The organism is Mycobacterium sp. (assembly GCF_002863225.1).
Taxonomy (GTDB): domain Bacteria; phylum Actinomycetota; class Actinomycetes; order Mycobacteriales; family Mycobacteriaceae; genus Mycobacterium.
Genome location: NZ_PKEK01000048.1, coordinates 121,291 through 144,630, shown reverse-complemented (window position 1 = coordinate 144,630; position 23,340 = coordinate 121,291). Strand labels below are relative to the sequence as shown.

26 protein-coding genes and 1 pseudogene are annotated in these 23,340 nt (G+C 66.8%); 9 read left to right on the top strand and 18 right to left on the bottom strand.

What is annotated here, in order from left to right:
• Positions 1–141: 141 nt before the first annotated feature.
• Entirely contained in the window at positions 142–1,464 is a 1,323-nt protein-coding gene (locus CYU59_RS15065; protein WP_292990967.1) for a DUF349 domain-containing protein, read from the top strand.
• Here CYU59_RS15065 and CYU59_RS15060 read toward each other — a convergent pair.
• The 7 genes from CYU59_RS15060 to CYU59_RS15030 form a co-directional block, all read right to left on the bottom strand.
• Complete coding sequence (locus tag CYU59_RS15060; protein ID WP_292990965.1) at positions 1,461–2,075, bottom strand: hypothetical protein; 615 nt, start codon at positions 2,073–2,075, stop codon at positions 1,461–1,463. The genes CYU59_RS15065 and CYU59_RS15060 overlap by 4 nt on opposite strands.
• Complete coding sequence (gene miaB, locus CYU59_RS15055) at positions 2,072–3,598, bottom strand: tRNA (N6-isopentenyl adenosine(37)-C2)-methylthiotransferase MiaB (RefSeq protein WP_292990963.1); 1,527 nt, start codon at positions 3,596–3,598, stop codon at positions 2,072–2,074. Before miaB ends, CYU59_RS15060 begins: the two co-directional genes overlap by 4 nt.
• Before the next feature lie 105 nt (positions 3,599–3,703).
• Positions 3,704–4,231, bottom strand: coding sequence for a recombination regulator RecX (recX, locus tag CYU59_RS15050; protein WP_292990960.1), 528 nt, complete (start codon positions 4,229–4,231; stop codon positions 3,704–3,706).
• Positions 4,197–5,249, bottom strand: coding sequence for a recombinase RecA (gene recA / locus CYU59_RS15045; protein ID WP_292990957.1), 1,053 nt, complete (start codon positions 5,247–5,249; stop codon positions 4,197–4,199). The genes recX and recA overlap by 35 nt, the downstream gene beginning before the upstream one ends.
• A gap of 165 nt (positions 5,250–5,414) precedes the next feature.
• Positions 5,415–5,819, bottom strand: coding sequence for a hypothetical protein (locus CYU59_RS15040; RefSeq protein WP_292990954.1), 405 nt, complete (start codon positions 5,817–5,819; stop codon positions 5,415–5,417).
• Between the two features lie 37 nt (positions 5,820–5,856).
• Positions 5,857–6,051 carry a DUF3046 domain-containing protein gene (locus CYU59_RS15035; protein ID WP_292990951.1) on the bottom strand — a complete coding sequence of 65 codons (195 nt, stop codon included), beginning with the start codon at positions 6,049–6,051 and terminating at the stop codon, positions 5,857–5,859.
• 13 nt (positions 6,052–6,064) lie between these two features.
• Positions 6,065–7,237, bottom strand: coding sequence for a nucleotide disphospho-sugar-binding domain-containing protein (locus CYU59_RS15030; RefSeq protein WP_292990949.1), 1,173 nt, complete (start codon positions 7,235–7,237; stop codon positions 6,065–6,067).
• A 38-nt stretch (positions 7,238–7,275) separates the two neighbouring features.
• On the opposite strand from CYU59_RS15030, the gene CYU59_RS15025 reads away from it, so the two are divergent.
• Positions 7,276–7,695: a limonene-1,2-epoxide hydrolase family protein gene (locus CYU59_RS15025; protein WP_292990947.1), complete on the top strand. Its 420-nt coding sequence runs from the start codon at positions 7,276–7,278 to the stop codon at positions 7,693–7,695.
• A gap of 7 nt (positions 7,696–7,702) precedes the next feature.
• Positions 7,703–8,092 (top strand): DUF5313 domain-containing protein, encoded by a 390-nt coding sequence (locus tag CYU59_RS15020; protein WP_292990945.1) that lies wholly within the window; start codon positions 7,703–7,705, stop codon positions 8,090–8,092.
• Between the two features lie 10 nt (positions 8,093–8,102).
• Here the strand turns inward: CYU59_RS15020 and CYU59_RS15015 are convergent, their stop codons facing one another.
• The 5 genes from CYU59_RS15015 to pgsA form a co-directional block, all read right to left on the bottom strand.
• A complete protein-coding gene (locus tag CYU59_RS15015; protein WP_292990943.1) occupies positions 8,103–8,924 on the bottom strand; it encodes a hypothetical protein in 822 nt (273 codons plus the stop codon).
• 15 nt (positions 8,925–8,939) lie between these two features.
• The gene (pspA, locus tag CYU59_RS15010) at positions 8,940–9,767 is read right to left on the bottom strand and encodes a phage shock protein PspA (RefSeq protein ID WP_292990941.1); all 828 of its coding nucleotides are present in this window, start codon (positions 9,765–9,767) and stop codon (positions 8,940–8,942) included.
• Positions 9,768–9,855: 88 nt separating this feature from the next.
• A complete protein-coding gene (gene clgR, locus CYU59_RS15005; protein WP_292990939.1) occupies positions 9,856–10,203 on the bottom strand; it encodes a transcriptional regulator ClgR in 348 nt (115 codons plus the stop codon).
• 78 nt (positions 10,204–10,281) lie between these two features.
• Positions 10,282–10,770, bottom strand: a complete 489-nt coding sequence (locus tag CYU59_RS15000) for a CinA family protein (RefSeq protein ID WP_292990937.1) — start codon at positions 10,768–10,770, stop codon at positions 10,282–10,284.
• Entirely contained in the window at positions 10,748–11,344 is a 597-nt protein-coding gene (gene pgsA / locus CYU59_RS14995; RefSeq protein WP_292990935.1) for a CDP-diacylglycerol--glycerol-3-phosphate 3-phosphatidyltransferase, read from the bottom strand. Before pgsA ends, CYU59_RS15000 begins: the two co-directional genes overlap by 23 nt.
• Positions 11,345–11,454: 110 nt before the next feature.
• On the opposite strand from pgsA, the gene CYU59_RS14990 reads away from it, so the two are divergent.
• Both CYU59_RS14990 and CYU59_RS14985 read left to right on the top strand, forming a co-directional pair.
• The gene (locus CYU59_RS14990) at positions 11,455–11,976 is read left to right on the top strand and encodes an amino-acid N-acetyltransferase (protein WP_292990933.1); all 522 of its coding nucleotides are present in this window, start codon (positions 11,455–11,457) and stop codon (positions 11,974–11,976) included.
• Between the two features lie 2 nt (positions 11,977–11,978).
• On the top strand, positions 11,979–12,974 hold the full coding sequence (locus tag CYU59_RS14985; RefSeq protein ID WP_292990931.1) for a hypothetical protein: 996 nt from the start codon (positions 11,979–11,981) through the stop codon (positions 12,972–12,974).
• Positions 12,975–12,978: 4 nt separating this feature from the next.
• Here CYU59_RS14985 and CYU59_RS14980 read toward each other — a convergent pair.
• Positions 12,979–15,581 (bottom strand): annotated as a pseudogene (locus tag CYU59_RS14980) (DNA translocase FtsK).
• Between the two features lie 73 nt (positions 15,582–15,654).
• Here CYU59_RS14980 and CYU59_RS14975 point away from each other — a divergent pair.
• The 4 genes from CYU59_RS14975 (at position 15,655) to CYU59_RS14960 (ending at position 18,187) form a co-directional block, all read left to right on the top strand.
• Positions 15,655–15,969: a putative quinol monooxygenase gene (locus CYU59_RS14975; RefSeq protein ID WP_292990929.1), complete on the top strand. Its 315-nt coding sequence runs from the start codon at positions 15,655–15,657 to the stop codon at positions 15,967–15,969.
• Positions 15,966–16,799 carry a mycofactocin-coupled SDR family oxidoreductase gene (locus CYU59_RS14970; protein WP_292990927.1) on the top strand — a complete coding sequence of 278 codons (834 nt, stop codon included), beginning with the start codon at positions 15,966–15,968 and terminating at the stop codon, positions 16,797–16,799. The genes CYU59_RS14975 and CYU59_RS14970 overlap by 4 nt, the downstream gene beginning before the upstream one ends.
• A gap of 5 nt (positions 16,800–16,804) precedes the next feature.
• Positions 16,805–17,677, top strand: coding sequence for an SAM-dependent methyltransferase (locus CYU59_RS14965; RefSeq protein WP_292990925.1), 873 nt, complete (start codon positions 16,805–16,807; stop codon positions 17,675–17,677).
• Positions 17,678–17,749: 72 nt separating this feature from the next.
• Positions 17,750–18,187 carry a hypothetical protein gene (locus CYU59_RS14960; RefSeq protein ID WP_292990923.1) on the top strand — a complete coding sequence of 146 codons (438 nt, stop codon included), beginning with the start codon at positions 17,750–17,752 and terminating at the stop codon, positions 18,185–18,187.
• Here CYU59_RS14960 and CYU59_RS14955 read toward each other — a convergent pair.
• The 5 genes from CYU59_RS14955 to CYU59_RS14935 form a co-directional block, all read right to left on the bottom strand.
• The gene (locus CYU59_RS14955) at positions 18,174–19,850 is read right to left on the bottom strand and encodes a ribonuclease J (RefSeq protein ID WP_292990921.1); all 1,677 of its coding nucleotides are present in this window, start codon (positions 19,848–19,850) and stop codon (positions 18,174–18,176) included. The two genes, CYU59_RS14960 and CYU59_RS14955, sit on opposite strands and share 14 nt — an antisense overlap.
• A gap of 4 nt (positions 19,851–19,854) precedes the next feature.
• Complete coding sequence (gene dapA / locus CYU59_RS14950; protein WP_292990919.1) at positions 19,855–20,757, bottom strand: 4-hydroxy-tetrahydrodipicolinate synthase; 903 nt, start codon at positions 20,755–20,757, stop codon at positions 19,855–19,857.
• A 55-nt stretch (positions 20,758–20,812) separates the two neighbouring features.
• Positions 20,813–21,565, bottom strand: coding sequence for an FAD-dependent thymidylate synthase (gene thyX, locus CYU59_RS14945; RefSeq protein WP_292990917.1), 753 nt, complete (start codon positions 21,563–21,565; stop codon positions 20,813–20,815).
• Between the two features lie 37 nt (positions 21,566–21,602).
• Positions 21,603–22,559 carry a polyprenyl synthetase family protein gene (locus CYU59_RS14940; RefSeq protein ID WP_292990915.1) on the bottom strand — a complete coding sequence of 319 codons (957 nt, stop codon included), beginning with the start codon at positions 22,557–22,559 and terminating at the stop codon, positions 21,603–21,605.
• A 92-nt stretch (positions 22,560–22,651) separates the two neighbouring features.
• Positions 22,652–23,326, bottom strand: coding sequence for a hypothetical protein (locus CYU59_RS14935; RefSeq protein ID WP_292990913.1), 675 nt, complete (start codon positions 23,324–23,326; stop codon positions 22,652–22,654).
• Between the last annotated feature and the right edge of the window lie 14 nt (positions 23,327–23,340).

The window sequence follows — 23,340 nt, the reverse complement described above, 5'->3', positions numbered from 1 at the left end:
AGCGGTCAACTCAGAACGCTTCGACCGGCAAGCTGCTTCAATACTGGTGGGGTGCGCAGGTGAGTGCCCCGTGTCGATGGCGCCGCAATGCGCGGCAGATGCGCGGCCCATAACCGCGCGAAGGGTAGGTGACGGCGGTTCATGACGTCCGACGAGGCACCCAACGAGTCCCGGCCGATCCCGCGACCAGGACCGCGGCCCGGCCCCAAGCCGGCTCCCCGCCCGCCCTCCCATCCGATCCCGTCCGCGCCGACGAGCGACCCGCACCGCTTCGGCCGCGTCGACGCCGACGGAACGGTATGGCTGGTCAGTTCCGCCGGCGAGCGGGTCATCGGATCCTGGCAGGCCGGCGACACCGAAGCGGCCTACGCCCACTTCGGCCGACGGTTCGATGACTTGAGCACCGAGATCTTGCTGCTCGAAGAGCGCCTGACCGCGGGCACCGGTGACGCCCGCAAGATCAAATCCACCGCCGCGGGACTGGCCGAGGCGTTGCCGACGGCGAATGTGCTGGGCGATGTCGACGCGCTGGCGGCCCGGCTGACTGCGATCGCCGAACACGCCGACAGCGCCGCGGCGGCCGACCGCGCACGCCGCGACGAGCACCGCGCGGCCCAGACCGCTCGCAAAGACGCGCTCGCCGCCGAGGCCGAGGAGTTGGGCAACAACTCGACCCAGTGGAAGGCCGCCGGCGACCGGCTGCGCACGATCCTCGACGAGTGGAAGACGATCACCGGACTGGACCGTAAGACCGACGACGCCCTGTGGAAACGCTATTCGGCGGCGCGAGAGGCCTTCAACCGGCGGCGCGGGTCGCACTTCGCGGAGTTGGATCGCGACCGGGCGGGTGCCCGCGAGACCAAGGAAAAACTCTGCGTCAAGGCCGAAGCGCTGGTCGGCTCGACCGAGTGGGGTCCGACCAGCGCCGAATTCCGCAAGCTCCTGGTCGACTGGAAGGCCGCCGGTCGTGCCGCCCGCGATGTCGACGACGCCCTGTGGGCTCGCTTCAAGGGCGCCCAGGACACCTTCTTCAAGGCCCGTAACGCGGCGACGGCCGAGCGCGACGCCGAGTTCACCGCCAACGCCAAGGCCAAAGAGGCGCTGCTGTCGGAGGCAGAACGGCTCGACTCGGGCAATCCCGAGGCGGCCCGGGCGGCGTTGCGCACCATCGGCGACAAGTGGGACGCGATCGGAAAGGTGCCCAGGGAGAAGGCGGCGGATCTCGAACGACGCATGCGCGCGGTTGAGAAGAAGGTGCGCGAGGCGGCCGAGCCGTCCGGACCCGACCCTGAGGCCCAAGCGCGCGCCGACCAATTCCGCGAGCGCGCCGAGCAGTACGAACGTCAAGCCCAGAAGGCCGAGGCGGCGGGTCGCAACAAGGAGGCCGAGGAAGCCAAGGCCAATGCTGAGCAGTGGCGCCAGTGGGCCGACGCTGCGGCCCAGGCGTTGACCCGGAGGGGCTAGCCGGCGCCTGGCGCCTGGCCGTCGGGCTTCGGCGGCTGTGTTCCGTCGGAGTCATCGAGCGTTTGCAGTAACGTCCGGGCCTGTTGCGTGGCGGCCAATTGACGGCGCTGTTGCTCGGCGGCCAGCTGCACGATCGTGCGCGACCACACCACTCGCGCCCAATGGAACGTCAGCAGAATGATCGCGATCCAGGCCACGATCAGCCCCAGGCCTGGGCCGGGATGCCCTGAGGCGACCGTCTGCCGTGACCAGATAGCCAGCAAGCCGGCGGCACTGGCCACCGCGGAGCCTGCCAGCGCCACCCAGGCCAGCGCCCAGCGTCGGGTCAACAGCGCCAGCATCGAGAATCCAACACCGAAAACCAAAGCCAGCCAACTGAATACGCGGGACGGTAGAGCTATCGCAGCCCGGGTGGCGTCGTGCGTGGAAAACAGCACATCCCACCCGCGCACCGCACCGGTGTGCGGTAGAACAAACGACCCGATCAGCACGAACACCAGGATCGAGACGACCAAAGCTCTTGTGCCGGGCTCGATTTCGCGGGCGATGCGGCGTTCGGCCGCCTCGATGTCGTCGCGGTACGCGTCGAAGCCACCGGTGTCGCCGCTCATCGTGCGCACCCCGACGTCTGCGCCGCTACGACCGGTTGGCCGATCGCCGGCATGCCGAGCCCGATTCCGCGCGGGCGTTGACCGGCTGCGTGGTTGTCACCGGCGCGAGTGCGGCGGTAATCAAGGATGTCGCCGTCGGCGATCAGGTGGTGCGGCGCCGCGCGGGTGACCGTCGTGGTGACGATGTCGCCCGGGCGCACCTGCTGCTCGCCGGGCGCGAAGTGCACCAGCCGCCCGTCGCGTGCGCGCCCGCTCATCCGTGCGGTGCTGCTGTCCTTGCGGCCCTCACCGGTGGCCACCAGCAATTCGACTGTCCGGCCGATCTGGCGACGGTTCTCTTCCAGCGCGATCTGGTCCTGCAGTTCGATCAATCGGTCATAGCGTTCCTGCACAACGGCTTTCGGAAGTTGCTCGTCCAGCTCGGCGGCCGGAGTGCCGGGGCGCTTGGAGTACTGGAAGGTGAACGCGTTGGCGAACCGGGCCTGTCGGACCACGTCGAGGGTCGCGGCGAAGTCGTCCTCGGTTTCGCCGGGGAAGCCGACGATCAGGTCGGTGGTGATCGCGGCGTGCGGCATGGCCGCGCGCACCCGGTCGATGATGCCGAGATACCGCTCGGCCCGGTAGGACCTGCGCATCGCGCGCAACATCCGGTCCGAGCCGGATTGGAGCGGCATGTGCAGCGCGGGGCAGACATTCGGGGTCGTCGCCATGGCCTCGATGACGTCGTCGGTGAACTCCGCCGGATGCGGCGAGGTGAACCGCACCCGCTCCAGGCCGTCGATGCGTCCGCATGCGGTCAGCAGCTCCGCGAAGGCGCCGCGGTTGCGGGGCAGCTGCGGGTCGGCGAACGACACCCCGTAGGCGTTGACGTTCTGGCCCAGCAGCGTGATCTCCAGCACGCCGTCGTCGACCAGTGAGCGCACCTCAGCCACGATGTCGTCGGGGCTGCGGTCGACCTCTTTGCCGCGCAACGACGGGACGATGCAGAAGGTGCAGCTGTTGTTGCATCCGACCGAGATGGAAACCCAAGCGGCGTAGGCAGATTCGCGGGCAGCCGGCAGTGACGACGGAAATTCCTGCAACGCTTCGGCGATCTCGACCTGCGCGACGCTGTTGTGCCGCGCCCTCTCGAGCAGGGTGGGCAGCGAGCCGATGTTGTGGGTGCCGAACACGACATCGACCCACGGTGCCTTGCGCAGGACGTCGTCTTTGTCTTTCTGGGCCAGACATCCTCCGACCGCGATCTGGAAGTCCGGGTTGCTCCGCTTACGCGGGGCCAAGTGGCTGATGTTTCCGTACAGCTTGTTGTCGGCGTTTTCGCGTACCGCGCAGGTGTTGAAGACCACCACATCGGCATCGTCGCCCTCGGGCGCCCGCAGGTAACCGGCCGCTTCGAGCAGACCCGCCAGCCGCTCCGAATCGTGGACGTTCATCTGGCACCCGTAGGTGCGCACCTGGTAGGTGCGCTGCGACGACACCGACGCCGTTGCGGGCGATACACCCGATGCCACCGTCGAAGTCACTTGGCCATGGTACGGCGAGGCGACGATACGGCGGTTGCGGCGGTCGGGGTTGAGTCGGTACGTCTCGCTTGCCCGCTGGGCAGAGCAGAATGCAGCTACCTTCCGCTAGACGCGCCGGCGTTCCCGCTCCCCCGCCAGCTCCACGCTGACCACGTCGAGAGCCATACTCTGGCTGAAGCCGCGACGCGCGAGCATGGCGACCAGTCGGCGCGTCACGCGGGCGTCGGCGGCCTCGTCACTGAGGTTCTCGCGCCGCAACTTCTTGCGGACCAGTTCCTCAGCGCGGCCACGCTCGGCAGCGGGGTTGATGTCGCTGAGCACCGAGGTGATCACGTCTGTGTCGACGCCTTTGGTGCGGAGCTCAGCGGCCAACGCACGCTTGCCTTTTCCGGCATTGGCCAGCCGTGAGTGCACCCATTGCTCGGCGAAGTCGACGTCGTCCAACAGGCCCACCTCGGCGAGCCGGTCGAGCACCCGGGCGCTGACATCGTCGGGGTAGCCGCGTTTGGCCAGTTGGCCGGCGAGCTCGGCGCGGCTACGCGCCCTCGCGGTGAGCAGGCGCAGACATAACGCCCGCGCCTGCTCTTCGCGAGAGGACTCAGAAGTCGACGGGGGCGGGCAAGACGCCGTCATTGGCCGGCTCATCCGTCACTACCGCACCGATACCGAGCTTTTCCTTGATCTTCTTCTCGATCTCGTTGCCGACCTCGGGGTTTTCCAGCAGGAAGTTTCGGGCGTTCTCTTTGCCCTGTCCCAACTGCTCACCTTCGTAGGTGAACCACGACCCGGACTTGCGGACGAAGCCCTGGTCCACGCCCATGTCGATCAGCGAGCCTTCGCGGCTGATGCCCCGGCCGTAGAGAATGTCGAACTCAGCCTGCTTGAACGGCGGCGACACCTTGTTCTTGACGACCTTGACCCGGGTGCGGTTACCGACCGCATCGGTGCCGTCCTTGAGTGTCTCGATCCGTCGCACGTCCAGACGCACCGACGAGTAGAACTTCAAAGCCTTTCCACCCGTGGTGGTTTCGGGTGAACCGAACATCACGCCGATCTTCTCGCGAAGCTGGTTGATGAAGATGGCCGTGGTGCCCGAATTGCTCAGCGCGCCGGTGATTTTCCGCAGCGCCTGGCTCATCAGCCGGGCCTGGAGGCCGACGTGGCTGTCGCCCATCTCGCCCTCGATCTCAGCGCGCGGCACCAGTGCGGCCACCGAGTCGACCACCAGGATGTCCAGCGCGCCCGAGCGGATCAGCATGTCCGCGATCTCGAGGGCCTGCTCACCGGTGTCCGGCTGGCTGACCAGCAGCGAATCGGTGTCCACCCCCAGCCTGGCGGCGTAGTCGGGATCCAGCGCGTGCTCGGCGTCGATGAACGCCGCGATACCGCCGGCGGCTTGGGCGTTGGCGACCGCATGCAGGGCGACGGTGGTCTTACCGGACGACTCCGGACCGTAGATCTCGACAACGCGGCCACGGGGCAGCCCGCCGATACCAAGAGCCACGTCCAACGCGATCGACCCGGTCGGGATGACCGAGATCGGTTGACGCACTTCGTCTCCGAGGCGCATCACCGACCCTTTACCGTGACTCTTCTCGATCTGGGCCATTGCCAGTTCGAGTGCTTTTTCGCGGTCTGGGGCTTGTGCCATGGTGCTACCTCTCGGTGTAGTCGTTGTTCGGTCTGACCGGTGTTGGTCGATTGGCCGTGACGTTAAAGCAGGCCTCTGACAAGTCGGCATCTGTCGAACGATCACCACAGTAGCGAACAAGTGTTCGACTCGCTCGCAGGCGCACCCGGCGTGTCTCGAGCGCGGTCAACGCCTATCAACGGGTCGATGGAAGTCAGCCGGCCACGCCGCGACCTCGGGCGAACCCTCTCGCCTGACGTGATAGCCGGCTTCAGCCAATGCCCTGGCGGGGCTTCTGCCCTGCGCCTCGAACAGCTCCCGGGCCCACTCGACGTGCAGGCCCTCACCACCCGTCGTCCCGAACAACGTCGTCGTCACCGGATCTTCGGGGGGCGGCGGATCAGGATCTCCTATGCGGACCGCGCGCAGCGCGTACAACGACTGCGCGGCCGCGACAACCCGGTAGCCGCACAACGGCGGATCCACGTGATAGAGCTCGAGCTCCTTGGCAAAGATCACACCGAACAACTCGTGGTCATTGGGGATCGTGCCGACGAATCGCGCGACTCCGGAGATGTGGGCTGCCGTCACACCGTTGACGGTCGCAAATGATGTCGTTTGCGGCAATTCACCATTGCTCGCGGGGCACGTCGAAGTCGACGCACAGCGCCCGCCACACGTCGCGCGGCTCGATCCCATCCTCGATCGCCTGCGCGGCGGTGCGCCCGCCGAACCCGGTCAGCACGTGATCGGCCAGCACAGACGAGCCGTAGGTGGCGCCGAATCGCAGAGTGACCCGCTCGTTGAATTCCGTGAGTCGCACCCCGCCAAGCTACCTATCGGGCTACCGCCAGCGCCTGATGGCACACCTGCACCGGGTCGGCCACCTCGGCGGCGCCGGCCGCGGCGCGCCGCGCGGCCTCGCGGTAGCTCGGCGTCGACAACACGTCGGCAGCGGCACCGGCCAGCGCTTCGCCGGTCAGGGGCCGCACCAGCCGCCCACTGCCCTGGCGCACCACCCGGTTGGCGATCTCCCATTGGTCCCCGCCGCCCGGGACCATCACCAGTGGCACCCCGGCCAACAGCGCCTTGGCCACCATGCCGTGCCCGCCGCCGCAGATCGCCAGATCGGCCTGGGCGAGCAGCTCGTCCTGCCGACCCAGTCCCGCCGCCGCCCACGGCGGCAATGCCAACTCCGTGCCGCCGAGCCGCGAGACCACCACCCGGGTACCGGGCGGCAGACCGGCCCCGGGCACCAGACTCTCCAGTGCTGTCTCGGCCATCCCCTTGGTCCCGGTCGTCGCTGTCGACGGCGCGACCACCACCACGGGCCCCGAGCCCGGCGGAATCGGCAGCACCTGCTCGGTCGGCTCGAAGTGCAACGGACCCACCACGACCGCGTCGGCCGGCCAGTCCGGTCGCGGCACCTCCAGGGCGGGCAGGGTCGCGATCAGCATCCGCAGCGGTCCGGGATCGGTTGTCGGCAAACCGATTTCAGCGCGCGCCGATCCGCGCTGCCGGTCGCCGGCCCGCAGCGACCGCGCGGTCAACGCCCGCATCGTAGCGTCGCGCAGCCGGCCGCGAAGCCCGGTGCCGGGCGTCAGCCCACTCCCGATCGGCGGCAGGCCGGTCGACGGCCGGTACAGCGGGTGCGGATCGAGCTCGACCCACGGAATGCCCAGCAGCTCCGCCGCCATTCCGCCGCAGGCGGTGATCACGTCGGACACCACCAGGTCCAAGCCCATCGACTGCAATTGCGGAGCATTCAGGACAGCCATCCGTGCCGCGCGCTGGTGGATCTTCGCCCCGGCGTCGCTGTCGTCGTCACCCTCGGCCGGGTCCAGACCGCGCAGTTCGAGAACTTCGATGCCCACGGCGCGGGCGGTGTCCAGCCATTCGGTGCCGGTCAGCAACGTAGGCGTGTCACCGGCGGCCAGGAATCGGCGGCACAGCGCGATCGCCGGAAAGGAATGCCCGGGATCCGGCCCGGCCACGACCGCAACGCGCATCGGCCTACCCTGCCACAGCAACTGGTTAGGCTGTGGTCATGACCGAGCAGACTCTCGAGAACACCCGCGTGGTTGAGACTCTTTTGCACGCGCTGCAGGATGCCGACTTCGACAGCGTCGGCGCCGCGCTGGCCGAAAACCTGGTGTACCAGAACGTCGGTCTGCCGACGATTCGCGGCCGCAGCCGAGCGATGAAACTGTTCACGTCGATGGGCCCGGGCAGCTTCGAAGTGAAGATCCACCGCACCGCCGCCGACGGCGCGGCCGTGCTCAACGAGCGCACTGACGCCATCGTCCTGGGCCCGCTGCGGCTGCAGTTCTGGGTGTGCGGTGTCTTCGAGGTGCACGACGGGCAGATCACGTTGTGGCGCGACTACTTTGACTTCTTCAACATGTTCAAGGCGACCCTGCGTGGCCTCGCCGGGGTTGTTGTCCCCGCCTTGCGGCCCTCACTCTGACCTCGCGATGAGCGACAGCGGCGCGCGGCCCAACGCTCTTCAGTTCCTGCGGTACTGCTGCGGCAGGCGACTGCCCGACTCGATGCGCGACTGGGTCCGCAATGACCTGACCGGCAAAGGCGCGACAGGCCGGATGATGCGACGGGTCGCGGTTCCCGCGGTGCTGGTGCTCGCGCCGTTCTGGCTGATCCCGACGACGCTCGACGTGCACCTGAGCATGACGCTGCCGATTCTGATTCCCTTCGTGTACTTCTCGCATGCGCTCAACAAGGTGTGGCGTCGGCACATGATGCAGGTACACGGCCTCGACCCGAATCTGGTTGACGCACACCGCAGTAAGCGCGACGAGCAGATGCGGCGGTCCTACATCGAACGGTACGGTCCCAGGGACGAGTGAGTCGGCGCGGCTAGGCCCGCCGCGGCGCCCGGCCGAGTTCGTCGAACGCCTGCGCCCAGCCGATCAGACGGTCGGTGGCTCCCACCAGTTCGTCGCGGTAGCGCTGTCGCGAGCTGGCCGGCGCAACGCCGCCGTCAGCGCTCGCGGATGAGACCAATTGGGCTGCCGCGGTGACCATTTCGTTGTACTGCCGCACCCCTGCGCTCAACTGCGAAGTCAAGGCGTTGATCGTGGGCGCGAGATAGCTTCGCGACTGCGGGGTTCCATGAGCCGCCCTTTCCATCGACACCACTTCGGCGGAGGTTGCGGCCATGGCGGCCGAACTCTGTCTGGCCGCGGCGGTCAGCTCGCCGATTTCGGTGTCGGGCAACATGTTGCCGCGCTCGATCACACCGAGCAACGAGAAGAATCCCCGCTCGGAGGCACCGAGCGCGTACATCGCCGGTCGGGCCGCCGAACTCGGCGGCGGAAGGCGCCGGATGCTGGTGGACCGCTGGGCGGGCAGCGGATCGGCCTTGAGCCAGCGGTAGCGGATCAACAGCAGTGTCGCGACCATCGCCTGCACAACAGCGACGCCACCGGTGATCTCCAGCAGCAGAGCGAACCAGCCCCAGGCCGCCAGGATCACCGTCACCGTTGCCCAGAACACGGTTCCCGCCGTGAAGATCAGACCCCAGCGCAGTGCGCGGCGACGGCGCCGCAGCTGCCGTTCCCGCGGATCGGTTGCGGCGCTGATCTTTTGAAACACCAGCTCCGAGACGTCGCCGACGGTGTCGAGGCCGCGCAGCAACAGCGTCCGCCACACACCATTGCGGCCGGACTGGACTGCCATGAGCTTGATCGTCCCCTACTGACCGAGCGGCTTCTCGGTGGGCGTCGCCTGCGGTGCCACCGCGGGGGCGCCGGGTGCGGCAGCTGAGTCGGCGGTCGTCGCACCGCCCGCCGGCAGCGCGTCACCACGCATCGATGCCCGGATCTGCTCCAGACGCGAGTGGCCGGCCATCTGGACACCGGCCTGCTCGACCTCGATCATCCGGCCCTGGACCGAATTCTGGGCGAGCTCGGCCTGGCCCAGCGCATTGGCGTAGCGGCGCTCGATCTTGTCACGCACTTCGTCGAGGTTCGGCGTGGTGCCCGGCGCGGCGATCTCACTCATCGACCGCAGCGACTTGCTCACCTGCTCCTGCATCTTGGCCTGCTCGAGCTGGCTGAGCAGCTTGGTCCGCTCGGCAATCTTCTGCTGGAGCACCATCGAGTTCTGCTCGACGGCCTTCTTGGCCTGACCAGCGGCACCGAGCGCCTGGTCGTGCAGCGCCTTGAGATCTTCCACGCTCTGCTCGGACGTCACCAGCTGGGCCGCGAAAGCTTCGGCGGCGTTGTTGTACTCGGTGGCCTTGGCAGCATCGCCCGCCGCGGTCGCCTGATCGGCCAAGGTCACCGCTTGACGAACGTTGACCTGCAGCTTCTCGATGTCCGCGAGCTGGCGGTTGAGCCGCATCTCGAGCTGACGCTGGTTGCCGATCACCTGCGCGGCCTGCTGGGTCAGCGCCTGATGCTGGCGCTGTGCTTCCTCGATGGCCTGCTGAATCTGCACTTTCGGGTCGGCGTGCTCGTCGATCTTCGCGTTGAACAGCGCCATGACGTATTTCCACGCTTTGACGAACGGATTGGCCATCAGTTAGCTCCGCCTTCGTGTGTCGATATCTGCCGTCAGGCCCAACTTATCGTCTCCACCGCAAATGCCACACCCTTGCTCACCGGGTCTAGACGCCCGCCGGCACCGCCAGGGCGACCACCGGCGGGATGACGACCTTGGTGCTCACGTCGATGTTGGCCGCGCTGGGCGAGGCGGCCTCGGTCGGCTGCTGCGCCTCCAGCTGGCCGGCCAGCTGCTCGCTGGCGTCGGTGAGCAGCTGAGACAGCGGCACGTCCAGCGCATCGCAGATGGCACTGAGCAACTCACTAGACGCCTCTTTGCGGCCGCGCTCGACCTCTGAGAGGTAGCCGAGGCTGACTCGCGCGGAGTCCGACACCTGCCGCAGCGTGCGGCCCTGGGTGATGCGGGCCTGGCGCAGTACGTCGCCGAGAACCTCGCGCAGCAATGACGGCATCGCGCTCTCCTTACGTCTGGTCAGCTCAATTCTTCACCAAAACAACGCCCGCGGCTCGGCCGATGGTTCCCCCGCTGGTCAGTTTGCCGCGACCAGCGCCCGCAGCCGGCTGATCGACTCGCGAACCGCTGAGAGGCGGATGTCCCAACGACTCCCGGTCAAGCGCAACTCGATCACTTCGGTGTCGACCGGACCGGCCAGCCCCATGAACACCGTGCCCACGTCGTGCCCGCCGTGCGGTTCGGGTCCGGCGACGCCGGTCAACCCGACACCCCAGGTCGCGTCGCAGCGTTGACGTGCGCCGACGGCCAGCGCCCGCGCGGTGGGCGCCGCGACCGGACCGACCTCTTCGAGAATCTCCGGGGCGACGCCGGCCAGCAGGATCTTGGTTTGTTGGGTATAGGTGACCAGGCCGCCGCGCAGCACCTCGCTAGCACCGGGGACACCGGCCAGCGTCGCCGCCAGCAGCCCCGCGGTGAGCGATTCCGCGGTCGCGACGCTCTGGTTGCGAACGGTCAGATCAGCGACGAGGCCACGGGCGTCGTCAGTGAGCAGCGGGTCGTCCACGGCTGTCCCTGACGGCAGACACCACGTAATCCAACCCGGTCAGGATGGTCAGAACGATCGCAGCGGCCATCATCACCCAGGCGGTCATCAGCCAGGCCCCAGATACCGGGAGCACGAACAATCCGATCGCCACGGCCTGCACCAGGGTCTTGAGCTTGCCGCCGCGACTCGCGGGGATGACGCCGTGGCGCAGCATCACGAAACGCAGCACGGTGATCCCGACCTCGCGGGCCAAGATCACCACCGTCACCCACCAGTGCAGGTCGCCCAGCATCGACAGCCCGATCAGCGCGGCGCCGACCAGGGTCTTGTCCGCGATCGGATCGGCCATCGTGCCGAATTCGGTCACCATGCCGTAGTTGCGCGCCAGCGCCCCGTCCAGCCGATCGGTGATGACCGCGACCGCGAACACGACGAAAGCGATGATGCGGCTGGCGGTTTCGTGCCCGCTACCGGCGAACAGGGCCAACAGAAACACCGGCACCAGCACCAGCCGCAGCAGGGTGAGCACATTGGCCAGGTTGGTGACCCGAACGCGCGGGACTACTGGACCTGACTGAGGCTGCCCCGACACGGCATCAGAATATCGGTTACCAGCCGCAGCAGGCTTATTGCCCGCTCCTCCCATCGCGCCACGCGCTCTGCATCGTCGCCGGGAGGCCTCCGACCGATACTCTGCAACTCGTGAGCGCAGCCAGTGCAGCACCGGCCGACGGGCCCACGATTCGGCGCGCGCACACCTCTGACGTCCCGTTGATCAAGCAACTCGTCGACACCTACGCCGGCAAGATCCTGCTGGAGAAGAACCTGGTGACGCTGTACGAGGCCGTCCAGGAGTTCTGGGTGGCCGAGTACGACGGCAAGGTGATCGGCTGTGGCGCGCTGCATGTGCTGTGGGCCGATCTGGGTGAGGTTCGCACGGTAGCCGTCGATCCTTCGATGACCGGTCGCGGTATCGGCCACGCGATCGTCGATCAGCTCCTACGCGTCGCGCGTGAGCTCCAGCTCGAGCGCCTGTTCGTGCTGACTTTCGAGACCGAGTTCTTCGGAAGGCACGGCTTCACCGAGATCGAGGGCACCCCGGTGACCACCGAGGTCTACGAGGAGATGCAGCGCTCCTACGACATCGGTGTCGCCGAGTTCCTGGATCTCAGCTACGTCAAGCCGAACACGTTGGGCAACTCGCGGATGCTGCTGGTGCTCTGACGGTGCGCAGGGTTATCGCATTGACCGCGGCGGTGGTGTGTTCGACATCAGGGTGTCTCTCCGACCACCGGGACGACGCCGAGCGGCTGGATCAGCTGATCAAGACAATGCCCGGCGTTGCAGGCACTGAAATGCGCTACGAGTCGAGCTTCGAGAACGGCCAGAATCTCAACCTGACCGCACGACTCGACAACCGAGTCACCGAGCAGCAAGCCGTGGAAGTCGGCCGCACCTTCGTCGAACTGCTGCAAACCAATCACCTCGGCGGCCACCGGACGGAACTCGACATCCGTTATCCTGCAACACCGCAACTGAAAAGCAACTACCTCGTCGATTACTCGCAGGCGACGTTCAAGCTCGGCGACAACGCATCGCCACCGCTTGACCTCAGCGCAGCCGATGTCGGCGCCAGCACCGCCGCGTGGCTGCGTGCCGTCCACTTCCCGATAGCCGAATATGTCGACTTGAGCCAGCCGACCTCGGGTGGACCCGCGCGGGGTCCAGACATTTTCATCACTCTCAAGCCCGGCACGCCGAACGCTTCCGCACGAGCGCTGCAGCGGAGCGACCAAGCGTTGGCCAACACCACATGGCGAATCATGAACGTGGTCGACCAAACTTTTCGGCCGCAGGAATACACCTCCACACCGAACCCTCCCAGCGACTCAGACACGGCCTTGTGGCGGCAGATCACCGAACTCCTGGGATCACGTACCGACGTCAGCGGGTCGACTCATATCCCAGCTGAACGCGGCAGCCAGGCTGAAACCGAGATCGAGGCCGGCCTGCCATCCGGGCCGAACGCCGCATCCGAGGGTCGCCTGATCGCGATGTCGATCGCGGATCTGGTTCGACAGTTCAATCGCCCAGTTGAATTGACACTTCACAGTGGCGACGGGCCTGTTCGAATCATTGTGGGCGGCTGTGAGCGTCACGAACCGAATTACCGGCGACCACCCCTGGAAGTAGAGATGTCTCGCATCTACGAGAACTGCTGACTGTCTAGTCGTCGTCGTCGGAGCCGTCGGCGTTGGCGCCACCGCGAATCAGCATCAGCGTGCCGGCCAGATCCTCGGGCTTGACCAGCACGTCGCGCGCTTTGGAACCCTCACTGGGCCCGACGATTTCGCGGGTCTCCATCAGATCCATCAGCCGGCCGGCCTTCGCGAACCCGACGCGCAGCTTGCGCTGCAGCATCGATGTCGAACCGAACTGACTCGACACCACCAACTCGACCGCCTGCAGGAACACGTCCATGTCGTCGCCGATGTCGGGGTCGACGTCCTTGCGCTCACCGGTGGACTTCGCCGCGGTGACGCCCTCGGTGTATTCGGGCTCGGCCTGCTCTTTGCAGGCCGCGACGACGGCTTGGATCTCCTCGTCGGAGATGTAGGCGCCCTGAAGGCGGACGGGTTTGCTCGCACCCATCGGCAGGAACAATCCGTCGCCCATGCCGATCAGCTTCTCCGCGCCGGCCTGGTCCAGGATGACCCGGCTGTCGGTCAGCGACGACGTCGCGAACGCCAGCCGCGACGGCACGTTGGTCTTGATCAAGCCGGTGACCACGTCGACGGACGGTCGCTGGGTGGCCAGCACCAGGTGAATGCCTGCGGCACGGGCCTTTTGGGTGATGCGGACGATCGCGTCCTCGACGTCCCGCGGGGCGGTCATCATCAGGTCGGCCAACTCGTCGACGATGGCGAGCACGTACGGGTAGGGCCGGTACACCCGCTGGCTGCCCAGCGGCGCGGTGATCTCCCCGCTGCGCACCTTGGTGTTGAAGTCGTCGATGTGGCGGACCCGGGACGCCTGCATGTCCTGGTATCGCTGCTCCATCTCCTCGACCAGCCACGCCAGCGCCGCAGCGGCCTTCTTCGGCTGGGTGATGATCGGGGTGATCAGGTGCGGAATGCCTTCGTAGGGCGTCAGTTCCACCATCTTCGGGTCGATCAGAATCATCCTGACCTCTTCGGGTGTGGCCCGGGCAAGAAGCGAAACCAGCATCGAGTTGACGAAACTGGACTTACCGGAACCGGTGGAGCCGGCGACCAGCAGATGCGGCATCTTGGCCAGGTTGGCCGAGATGAAGTCGCCCTCGATGTCTTTGCCCAGCCCGATCACCAGTGGGTGGTGATCGCGGCGGGTCGACGGGGCGGTGAGAACGTCGGCCAGGCGCACCATTTCGCGGTCTGTGTTGGGCACCTCGATGCCGACCGCGGACTTACCCGGAATCGGCGCGAGCATCCGGACGCTCTCGGTCGCGACCGCGTAGGCGATGTTCTTCTGCAGCGCGGTGATCTTCTCGACCTTGACGCCGGGGCCCAGTTCGACTTCGTAACGTGTGACGGTCGGACCCCGGGTGCAGCCGGTGACCGCCGCGTCGACCTTGAACTGGTCGAGCACCGAGGTGATCGAGTCGGCCATCTGGTCGTTGGCCGCGCTCCTCTTCTTCGGCGGATCGCCGACCACCAGCAGATTCAGCGACGGCAGGTGGTACGGGCCTTCGACGACCCGGTCGAGCACCAAAGTGTCTTGTTTTGCAGTCTTTTTCGGGGCCTTCTCCGCCTGTTTGCGACTGCGCGACGCTGCCGGCTCCGGCACTGTCGGAGTCTCGTCGGGCACCACCGGCTCGGCGCTCGAGGGCCACGCCTGCGCCTCGTCGTCGCCGTACGCCGAGGCCTCGTCGTAGTAGCCGTCCGAGAAGTCGTCGGCGACATCGTGGTCGACGGCGTCGTCATCGTCGTCGTAGTAGTCGTCGTCGTCGTCGTTGTAGCCGAACATCCGAGTGCCGAACATGGTCCGGAGCGTCTCGGGCACCTCACGAATCGTGGTGCCGGTCAACAGCAGTAAGCCGAACAACGCACCGATGAAAAGTAGCGGCGCGCAGATCCACGGCGTCAAGCCCTCGGAAAGCGGTCCCCCGATGGCGAAGCCGACGAAGCCCGCGGCATGGGCGCGCCCGGCCGGCGAGTCCGGCGAGCCCGACCACAGATGCCACAACCCCAGCACCGGCAAGGCGACCATCGTCGAACCCAGCACCAGCCGGGGCCGGGCCTCCGGGTTCGGCTCGGTGCGCATCAGCAACACCGCCACGGCGGCGAGCACGACGGGCAGCACCCCGACGGCGGAGCCGATGAACACCCGCACCATCGCATCGATCCAGGCGCCTACCGGACGGGCGGCGTGGAACCAGGATCCGGCGGCGATCACGACCGCGACACCGAGCAGCGCCAGGGCGATCCCGTCGCGCCGGTGACCCGGATCGATTTCGCGAGCCCGGCCGACCGACCTGGCGGTGCTCCCGGTGCCTTTGGCCAGCATCAGCCAGGTCGCACGGACGGCGCGGCCTGCGGCCAGCCCCGTTCCGGCCACCAAACCGCGGTTGTGACGCCGGGCCGGGCGCCTCGCCGGTGCTGCAGGTCGACGGGCCGACTTCTTACGCGTCTGCGGCGATCGTGTACCCCGCGCCGCCCCCTTTGACCTGCTCGTTCGAGCTCCGGACCGCGCGACAGTCTTGCTTGCCATGGGCCAAGCCTAATCGCAAATGCACCATCCACACCATCCGCCACACTGGTTACCAGAGCGTGACCATCTGACCGGTGAATGAGCGGCCGAAATGGCTGGGTAGGGTGACACCCGTCACGTAGCACGCACTGCTCAGACCCCCCAGGAGCCGTTATGCCCGTCGTCGTCGTCGCCACCCTGACCGTCAAACCCGAATCGGTCGACATCGTTCGTGACATTCTCACGACCGCGGCCGAGGAGGTCCACGAGGAGCCGGGTTGTCAGCTCTATTCGGTCAACCAGTCGGGTGAGACGTTTGTGTTCGTGGAGCAGTGGGCCGACGAGGAGGCGCTCAAGACCCACAGCACCGCCCCGGCGGTCGGCAAGATGTTCGGCGCGGCGGGCGAGCACCTCGTCGGGGCGCCGGACATCAAGATGCTCCAGCCCGTTCCCGCCGGCGATCCGGACAAGGGACAGATTCGCCGGTGACAGGCGCGGGCCCGGCGAGGCCACTCGAGGGCAAGGTCGCCTTCATCACCGGGGCGGCGCGCGGCCAGGGCCGTGCCCATGCCGTCCGGCTGGCGACCGACGGTGCCGACATCATTGCCATCGACATCTGCGCATCCATCGGTAGCGTCAAGTACCCGTTGGCCAGTTCCGAGGATCTCGCGGCCACCGTCAAGCTGGTCGAGGACACCGGGGCCCGGATCGTGGCCAAGGAGGCCGACGTTCGCGACCGCGCCGCGTTGACTGCCGCAGTGCAGGCAGGTGTGGACGAGCTCGGCCGCCTCGACATCGTCGTGGCCAATGCCGGAATCGCGCCCATGGCATCTGGCGACGACGGCTGGAACGACGTCATCGACGTCAACCTCACGGGCGTCTACAACACCATCAAGGCTTCGATTCCGGTCATGGTCAAACAGGGCACCGGCGGATCCATCGTGCTGATCAGTTCCGCGGCCGGACTCGCCGGCGTGGGCAGCCCTGACGCGGGATCCGTGGGCTACGCGGCCGCCAAGCACGGCGTGGTCGGGCTGATGCGGGTCTACGCGAACCTGCTGGCACAAAGCAATATTCGGGTGAACTCGATCCACCCCACCGGGGTCGAGACGCCGATGATCAACAACGAGTTCACCCGAGAGTGGCTGGCCAAGATGGCTGCCGCGACCAGTTCGCCGGGCGCCATGGGTAACGCCTTACCGGTGGAAGTGCTGCAGGCCGAGGACATCGCCAACGCCGTGGCATGGCTGGTGTCCGACCAAGCCCGCTACATCACAGGCGTGACCCTGCCGGTCGATGCGGGCTTCCTCAACAAGTAGCCGAGATGCCAGGAAACCCGGCGGCACACACGGCTTTTGGGCCGATGCTGCTGGTCGCCGTCGAGCAGACCGAATCGCCGCATCGACGTTTGGTCGACGACGACCTCGCGGTGAAGTTCCTGCCGGCGCCGCTTCGATGGCTCCTCAACGTGGCACCCCCGAATCTGTTGCGAAGGTTGACCATTGCCGCAATGGAGCGTGAGGGCCCCGGCTTGTGGGCCGCCACGAACTGCCGTAAGCGCTACATTGCCGACGTTGTCACCGCGTCCCTCGACGACATCGACGCGGTGGTGGTGCTGGGGGCCGGATTCGACACGCTCGCGTACCGCTTGGCGAACGCGACCAGCATCCCGATCTTCGAACTCGACCAACCGGTCAACATCGCCCGCAAGGCCGCCGCAGTGCGGCAGGCACTGGGAACGCCACCTGGCTCAGTTCGATTGGTGCCGTTGGACTTCGAGCGCGACGACGTCATGGCCACGCTGGTCGATCACGGCTATCGGCGCGACACCCGAACCCTGTTCGTCTGGGAAGCCGTTACCCAGTATCTGAGCCCCGACGCCGTCCACGCCACACTGGCCCGGCAACGGTCGACGGCGGCCGGCAGTCGACTGGTGTTCACCTACGTCCGAAAGGATTTCATCGACGGCATCAACCTGTACGGAGCGGAAGCCTTGTACCGCAGGTTTGTCCAGCGTCGACAGTTGTGGCATTTCGGATTGCCGCCGAACGAAGTTGCCACGTTTCTGGCGGGCCACGGCTGGCAACTCCGAGAGCAAGCTGGTCCGGACTTGATCACGCAGCGCTACATCGAACCAACCGGCCGCCATCTCACCGTGTCACCGATCGAATGGACGGCATATGCCGAAAAGACGTAAACCGACACGTCTCGACACGCCGTGACGTGGGCAGTCCCACGTCACGATCGTTGGCGGGGCCATACTCGACACGTGGCCAGCGACGAGGCTGTCCCGCTCACGGGCATACTGCCGGGGGCTTTTGCCGAACCGGCCTACCGCTACCTGTCACCCCACCAGGCGGCAGTCCTCGACGCCGCGACGCGCCGTTTGGATCTCGGCCCCCAAGACGATCCGGACGAACGCCGGGTCACCATCTACGTCGACCGTCTGCTGTCGGTGCTGAACGTCGCACCCGGAGGTCTGCACGTGGTCGGATCACTGCGCCAACGGGTGGCCGAGCTGCGCCGCCAGTACACCGGCGGAATCGCTCTGCTCGATCAGATGGCCGGCGGCGACTTCACCACGGCGACGCCGCTGCGCCAACAACTCATCCTGGGACGCAGTCAGTTGACGAATTTCGTCGGAATGTTGTTCGGCCACATCATCGAGGCAATGGGCCTGCTCGACCCCGAGGTCAGATTTCGATGACGGTCGGCACGATCATCGGCTGGCGGCGGTAGGTCTCCCCCACCCACTTACCGACCGTTCGCCGGACCGCTTGAGCAATCCGAGCCGGATCGGTGACGCTCTGCGCCACAAGCGATTCCAGCTCCGCTTCGACCTTGCGGACCGCGGGCTCCAGCGCCTTGGGGTCTTCAGAGAAGCCACGCGAGTGCAATTGCGGCGGCGCTGCGGGCTTGCCCGTCTCACGCCGTACGACGACCGTCACCGCGATGAAGCCGGACGACAGAATGAGCCGCTCGCCCAAGGTCGTGTCCCCGACGTCCCCGGTGATCAACCCGTCGACGAACATCTTGCCGACGGGAACCGCGCCGGCGATACTTACCGCGCCGCCCACCAAGTCGACGCTGACCCCGTTCTCGGCCAACACGATCGACTCTTCCGGCACACCGGTGCTCGCGGCGAGCTTCGCGTTGGCCCGCATCATCCGCCAGGTGCCGTGCACCGGCATGACGTTGCGCGGCCGGATCCCGTTGTAGAGGAACAGCAGCTCACCCGAGTAGGCGTGCCCCGAGACATGAACGCGAACTTGCTGATTGGTGATCACCCGGGCGCCGATCTTGGCAAGCTCGTCGATGACCCCGTAGACGGCTTCTTCGTTACCCGGGATGAGTGAAGACGACAAGATGATCAGGTCGCCGTCGGTCAGCGTGATGCTGCGGTGTTCGCCGCGCGACATCCGCGACAGCGCCGCCATCGGTTCGCCCTGCGTGCCCGTCGTGATCAGAACCACCTGCTCGGGCGACATCATCTCCGCGGCGCCGATCTCGACGATGTCCGAGTCGTCCACCTTCAGGAAGCCGAGGTCCCGCGCGATTCCCATGTTGCGGACCATCGAGCGTCCGACGAACGACACCCGCCGGCCCAGCGCCACCGAGGCGTCGATGATCTGTTGCACGCGATCGACATTCGAGGCGAAGCACGCGACGATGACACGTCCCTGCGCGCCACGGATCAGCCGGTGCAGCGACGGGCCGACCTCGCTCTCCGACGGCCCGACGCCCGGAATCTCGGCGTTGGTCGAGTCGCACAGGAACAAGTCGACGCCGGAGTCACCAAGCCGGGACATGCCCGGCAGATCAGTGGGCCGACCGTCGAGTGGGAGCTGGTCGAGTTTGATGTCGCCGGTGTGCAACACCGTCCCGGCGCCTGAGCGGACCGCGATGGCCAGCGCGTCGGGGATGGAGTGGTTGACCGCGAAGTACTCACACTCGAACACACCGTGGGTGGTGCGCATGCCCTCGGCCACTTCGACGAACACCGGCTTGACCCGGTGCTCCCGACATTTCGCGGCGACCAGGGCCAGGGTGAACTTCGAACCGACGACCGGAATGTCGGGACGCAGCTTGAGCAGGAACGGGATCGCGCCGATGTGGTCTTCGTGTGCGTGGGTGAGAACCAGCGCTTCGACGTCGTCGAGGCGGTGTTCGATGTGGCGCAGGTCGGGCAGGATCAGGTCCACGCCGGGCTCGTCGTGGGTGGGAAACATCACCCCACAGTCGATGATCAGCAGACGACCCAGGTGCTCGAAAACGGTCATGTTGCGGCCGATTTCGCTGATTCCGCCCAGCGCCGTCACCCGCAGGCCACCTTTGGCCAACGGACCCGGCGGCTGCAGGTCTACCTCCACCGGATCACCTGAGCACCGAAGCCGCGCGCATGTCGGCGGCCAGCGCATCGATTTGTTCGGGCGTCGCGGCCACCTGCGGCAGCCGTGGGTCGCCGACCTCGATGCCCTGCAACCGCAGCCCGGCCTTGGACAGCGTGACGCCGCCGAGCCGGCTCATCGCATTGGACAGCGGGGCGATCGCCACATTGATCTTGCGGGCGGTGGCGTGGTCACCAGAAGCGAAGGCAGTCAACAAGTCTCGCAGCTGCCCGGGGGCCAGATGCGAGATCACGCTGATGAATCCGGTGGCGCCCACCGCCAGCCAGGGCAGGTTCAGCGCGTCGTCACCGGAGTAGTAGGCCAGGTTCGACTCGGCCATCAGCTGCGTGCCTGCGTGCAAATCGCCCTTGGCGTCTTTGACCCCGACGATGTTGGGGTGCGCGGATAGCGCACGCAGCGTGTCGTATTCGATCGGCACCACCGAGCGGGGCGGAATGTCGTAGAGCAGTACCGGCAGCGGCGTCGCGTCGGCCACGGCGGTGAAGTGCGCCAGCAATCCGGATTGCGGGGGCCGCGAGTAGTAGGGCGTGACGACGAGCAGGCCGTGTGCCCCCTCGGCGGCGCTGGCCTTCGCCAGGTGGACGCTGTGCGCGGTGTCGTAGCTGCCCGCGCCGGCGATGACGCGGGCCCGATCACCCACGGCTTCGAGAACTGTTCGCAGCAGCGCGAGCTTCTCAGCGTCGGTGGTTGTCGGCGATTCTCCGGTGGTCCCGGACACCACCAGACCGTCGCAGCCGGAGTCGACCAGGTGGACCGCCAATCGGGCGGCCGCCGGCAGGTCCAGGGAGCCGTCTGGAGCAAACGGCGTCACCATGGCGGTCAGCAACGTGCCCAAGCGTGCGTAAACGTCGAATCCGCCCGTGCTCACGGACCCAAGGTTACCTGGCGGTACCAAACCGTTTAGCCGGTGCGGCGCCCTTTGCTTAGGCCTCGGTGGCCAGCGGACTGGTCGCCACCTCGGTGCCGTCGGAGAGGGTGGCGATCTCGAAATCGCCGAACACCGCCGGCGCGACGTCAACCAGCAGCCGCAGACAGGCGATCGCGAGTCGGCGGATCTCGATGTCGGCGTGTTCACTGGCCCGCATCGCGATGAAATGCCGCCACGCGCGGTAATTGCCGGTGACCACGATGCGGGTCTCGGTGGCGTTGGGAAGTACCGCCCGGGCAGCCTGACGGGCCTGCTTGCGGCGCAGCACCGCATTCGGCTGATCGGCGAACTTGGCTTCCAGCCGGTTCAACAGATCTGTGTAGGCGAGGCGGCTGGCGTCGGCGGCTTCGGTGAGGATCTGCTGCAACTCTTCGTCCTCGCTCACTCCTGGCGGTACGACGATCCGCGAGTCATTTTCGGGGACGTAGCGCTGTGACAACTGCGAGTAGGAGAAGTGGCGGTGGCGGATCAGCTCGTGGGTGCACGACTGCGAGACGCCGGTGATGTAAAGCGAGACGCTGGCGTGCTCGAGCACCGAGAAGTGCCCGACGTCGATGATGTGGCGGAGGTAGCCGGCGTTGGTCGCGGTCTTGGGGTTGGGCTTGGACCAGCTCTGGTAACACGCGCGGCCGGCGAACTCGGTCAGCGCCTCGCCACCGTCGGCGTCGGTGTTCCAGTCCACATCGGGCGGAGCGAGGAAGTCGGTCTTGGCGATCAGTTGCACGTGCAACGGCGCGGTCTCTGCCACGGTGAAACACCCTAGCCCGGCAATCAGACCAGCCGCGTCAGCGCCAGCGCGCCCAGACGTAGGGCACCAGTGCCCGCAGGAAATCAAGGTCCGGGCCGGGCTGCGCGTCGGCGAAGGCCTCCTGGAAATACTCCTCGGCTACCAGCAGGATGCCCTCGGCGTATTCACTGGTGAACGTGATGCTGCCGTACTCGTCCATGAGCGCGCGCACGCGTTGCACCAGCTCTACCGATCGCTCGGGCCGGCTGCGCCGCAGATAGTCCCGCACCAGATCGCGGTCGCGGCCTTGCGCCGTGGAGGCCAGGTGCACCAGCGGCAGTGTCCGCTTGCCTTCGAAGAGATCGCCCAGAATCTCCTTGCCGTAAAGGTGTTCGTCGCCCACCAGGTTGAGCAGGTCGTCGCGAATCTGAAACGCGGCGCCGAAGTGGAAGCCAAACCGCACCAACGGTCCGAGGTCGGCGGTGCCGCGTGAACCGACGATCGCACCGACCCGCAGCGGATGAATCGTGGTGTACCAACACGTCTTGTGCATGATCAGATGCAAGTAGTCGTCGGGCCGCACATCTTCGACGTTGTCGAGCTGCCACCCGACCTCGGTAGCCTGCCCCTCGAGGGTGCGCATGGCCATGGTGTCGAATTCGGCCCACACCAGATCTGCGAGGTCACGGTCCAGGCGCCGGGTTGCCCGGCGCAACACCTGCCCTGCGACCACCGCTAGCGCATCGCCGGCGTTCAGTGCCGCGGCCATACCGTGCGAGGCCGCCAAAGTTGGTCTGCCGCGGCGCATTTCACTGCCATCCGCGATATCGTCGTGGACCAGAAACGCGTTGTGCAGCAGTTCGATCGCGACCGAAAGGCCCAGCAGCTCGTTCGCTTCGGCGCCGAAGGCCCGGCCTGCCGACAGGCACAGCGCCGGCCGGAGCGCCTTGCCCGGCCGTGACGGGTACTCCCGCATCGGTGCGTAGAGCCACTGACTCGGTTCACCGTCAGGCATCGCGTCAAGCATGGATCGGCGAACCAGTTTGGCCACTTCCCTCAGACGCTCATCGATTACGCTCACCAAGGCGGCACGGTCGGCGGTGCTGGTCATGTGTTGGGCAGCCGGACGGTGAGCGTGACCGGCAGCCACAGATCGGGGTTGCCGCTGGCCAATATGGTGCCTCGGTAGATGCCTGGCCGGACCTCTGGCCCGGCGGCGATGACGATGCCAACGCCCCGACTGGATCGAGCGGGCATCGGCACGACCTGGGTGTCGGTTCGCACCGCAGTTGACGGAATGACATTGCCGTCGTGGCTAAGCAGGTCGCTGACGTGCAGCCGCACGTCGCCTTGGTCGTCAGTTCCCCGGTTGTGCAGCCAGATCTCGCATTGGGCCGACTCGCCCACGGCTACATCGACATTCACGCCGCCCCCAGCGCCGGGGTCGCTGGTGTCCAGGCTCACCGAATCGCTGCCACTTTTGGCCGTCGCTGGTAACGACCGCAGCAGAAACTGCCCAGTCATCGACCACCAGGCGCGGGTCAGCCGCTCGAACTCGTTGAGGCTGTCGCCCACCGTGGTGCCCTCACCGGTTGCGTCGGCCGCTCCCCCATCGACTTTGGGCTCCACAGCGCGGACGAAGCGGTCGACGATACGGCTGGCGGCCCGGAAGCCCTCAGCCTGAATCGCACTGAGCGCCCGGGCATTTGCGGCCGGATCGAACACCGAGGCCCACGGCAGGTCGTCGATCGTGCCGTCGTCGTTGAACCCCCGTTTGGTCAACGAACCCTCCTGCG

What these genes read in the sequence shown, in the direction of transcription:
- recA (WP_292990957.1), bottom strand. Translation starts at nt 5,249, where the DNA reads ATGGCACAAGCCCCAGACCGCGAAAAAGCACTCGAACTGGCAATGGCC.
- recX (WP_292990960.1), bottom strand. Translation starts at nt 4,231, where the DNA reads ATGACGGCGTCTTGCCCGCCCCCGTCGACTTCTGAGTCCTCTCGCGAA.
- CYU59_RS15030 (WP_292990949.1), bottom strand. Translation starts at nt 7,237, where the DNA reads ATGCGCGTTGCGGTCGTGGCCGGGCCGGATCCCGGGCATTCCTTTCCG.
- CYU59_RS14940 (WP_292990915.1), bottom strand. Translation starts at nt 22,559, where the DNA reads ATGCCTGACGGTGAACCGAGTCAGTGGCTCTACGCACCGATGCGGGAG.
- CYU59_RS14975 (WP_292990929.1), top strand. Translation starts at nt 15,655, where the DNA reads ATGCCCGTCGTCGTCGTCGCCACCCTGACCGTCAAACCCGAATCGGTC.
- CYU59_RS15020 (WP_292990945.1), top strand. Translation starts at nt 7,703, where the DNA reads ATGAGCGACAGCGGCGCGCGGCCCAACGCTCTTCAGTTCCTGCGGTAC.
- CYU59_RS14965 (WP_292990925.1), top strand. Translation starts at nt 16,805, where the DNA reads ATGCCAGGAAACCCGGCGGCACACACGGCTTTTGGGCCGATGCTGCTG.
- CYU59_RS15025 (WP_292990947.1), top strand. Translation starts at nt 7,276, where the DNA reads ATGACCGAGCAGACTCTCGAGAACACCCGCGTGGTTGAGACTCTTTTG.
- CYU59_RS15015 (WP_292990943.1), bottom strand. Translation starts at nt 8,924, where the DNA reads ATGGCAGTCCAGTCCGGCCGCAATGGTGTGTGGCGGACGCTGTTGCTG.
- pspA (WP_292990941.1), bottom strand. Translation starts at nt 9,767, where the DNA reads ATGGCCAATCCGTTCGTCAAAGCGTGGAAATACGTCATGGCGCTGTTC.
- CYU59_RS15065 (WP_292990967.1), top strand. Translation starts at nt 142, where the DNA reads ATGACGTCCGACGAGGCACCCAACGAGTCCCGGCCGATCCCGCGACCA.
- CYU59_RS15060 (WP_292990965.1), bottom strand. Translation starts at nt 2,075, where the DNA reads ATGAGCGGCGACACCGGTGGCTTCGACGCGTACCGCGACGACATCGAG.
- clgR (WP_292990939.1), bottom strand. Translation starts at nt 10,203, where the DNA reads ATGCCGTCATTGCTGCGCGAGGTTCTCGGCGACGTACTGCGCCAGGCC.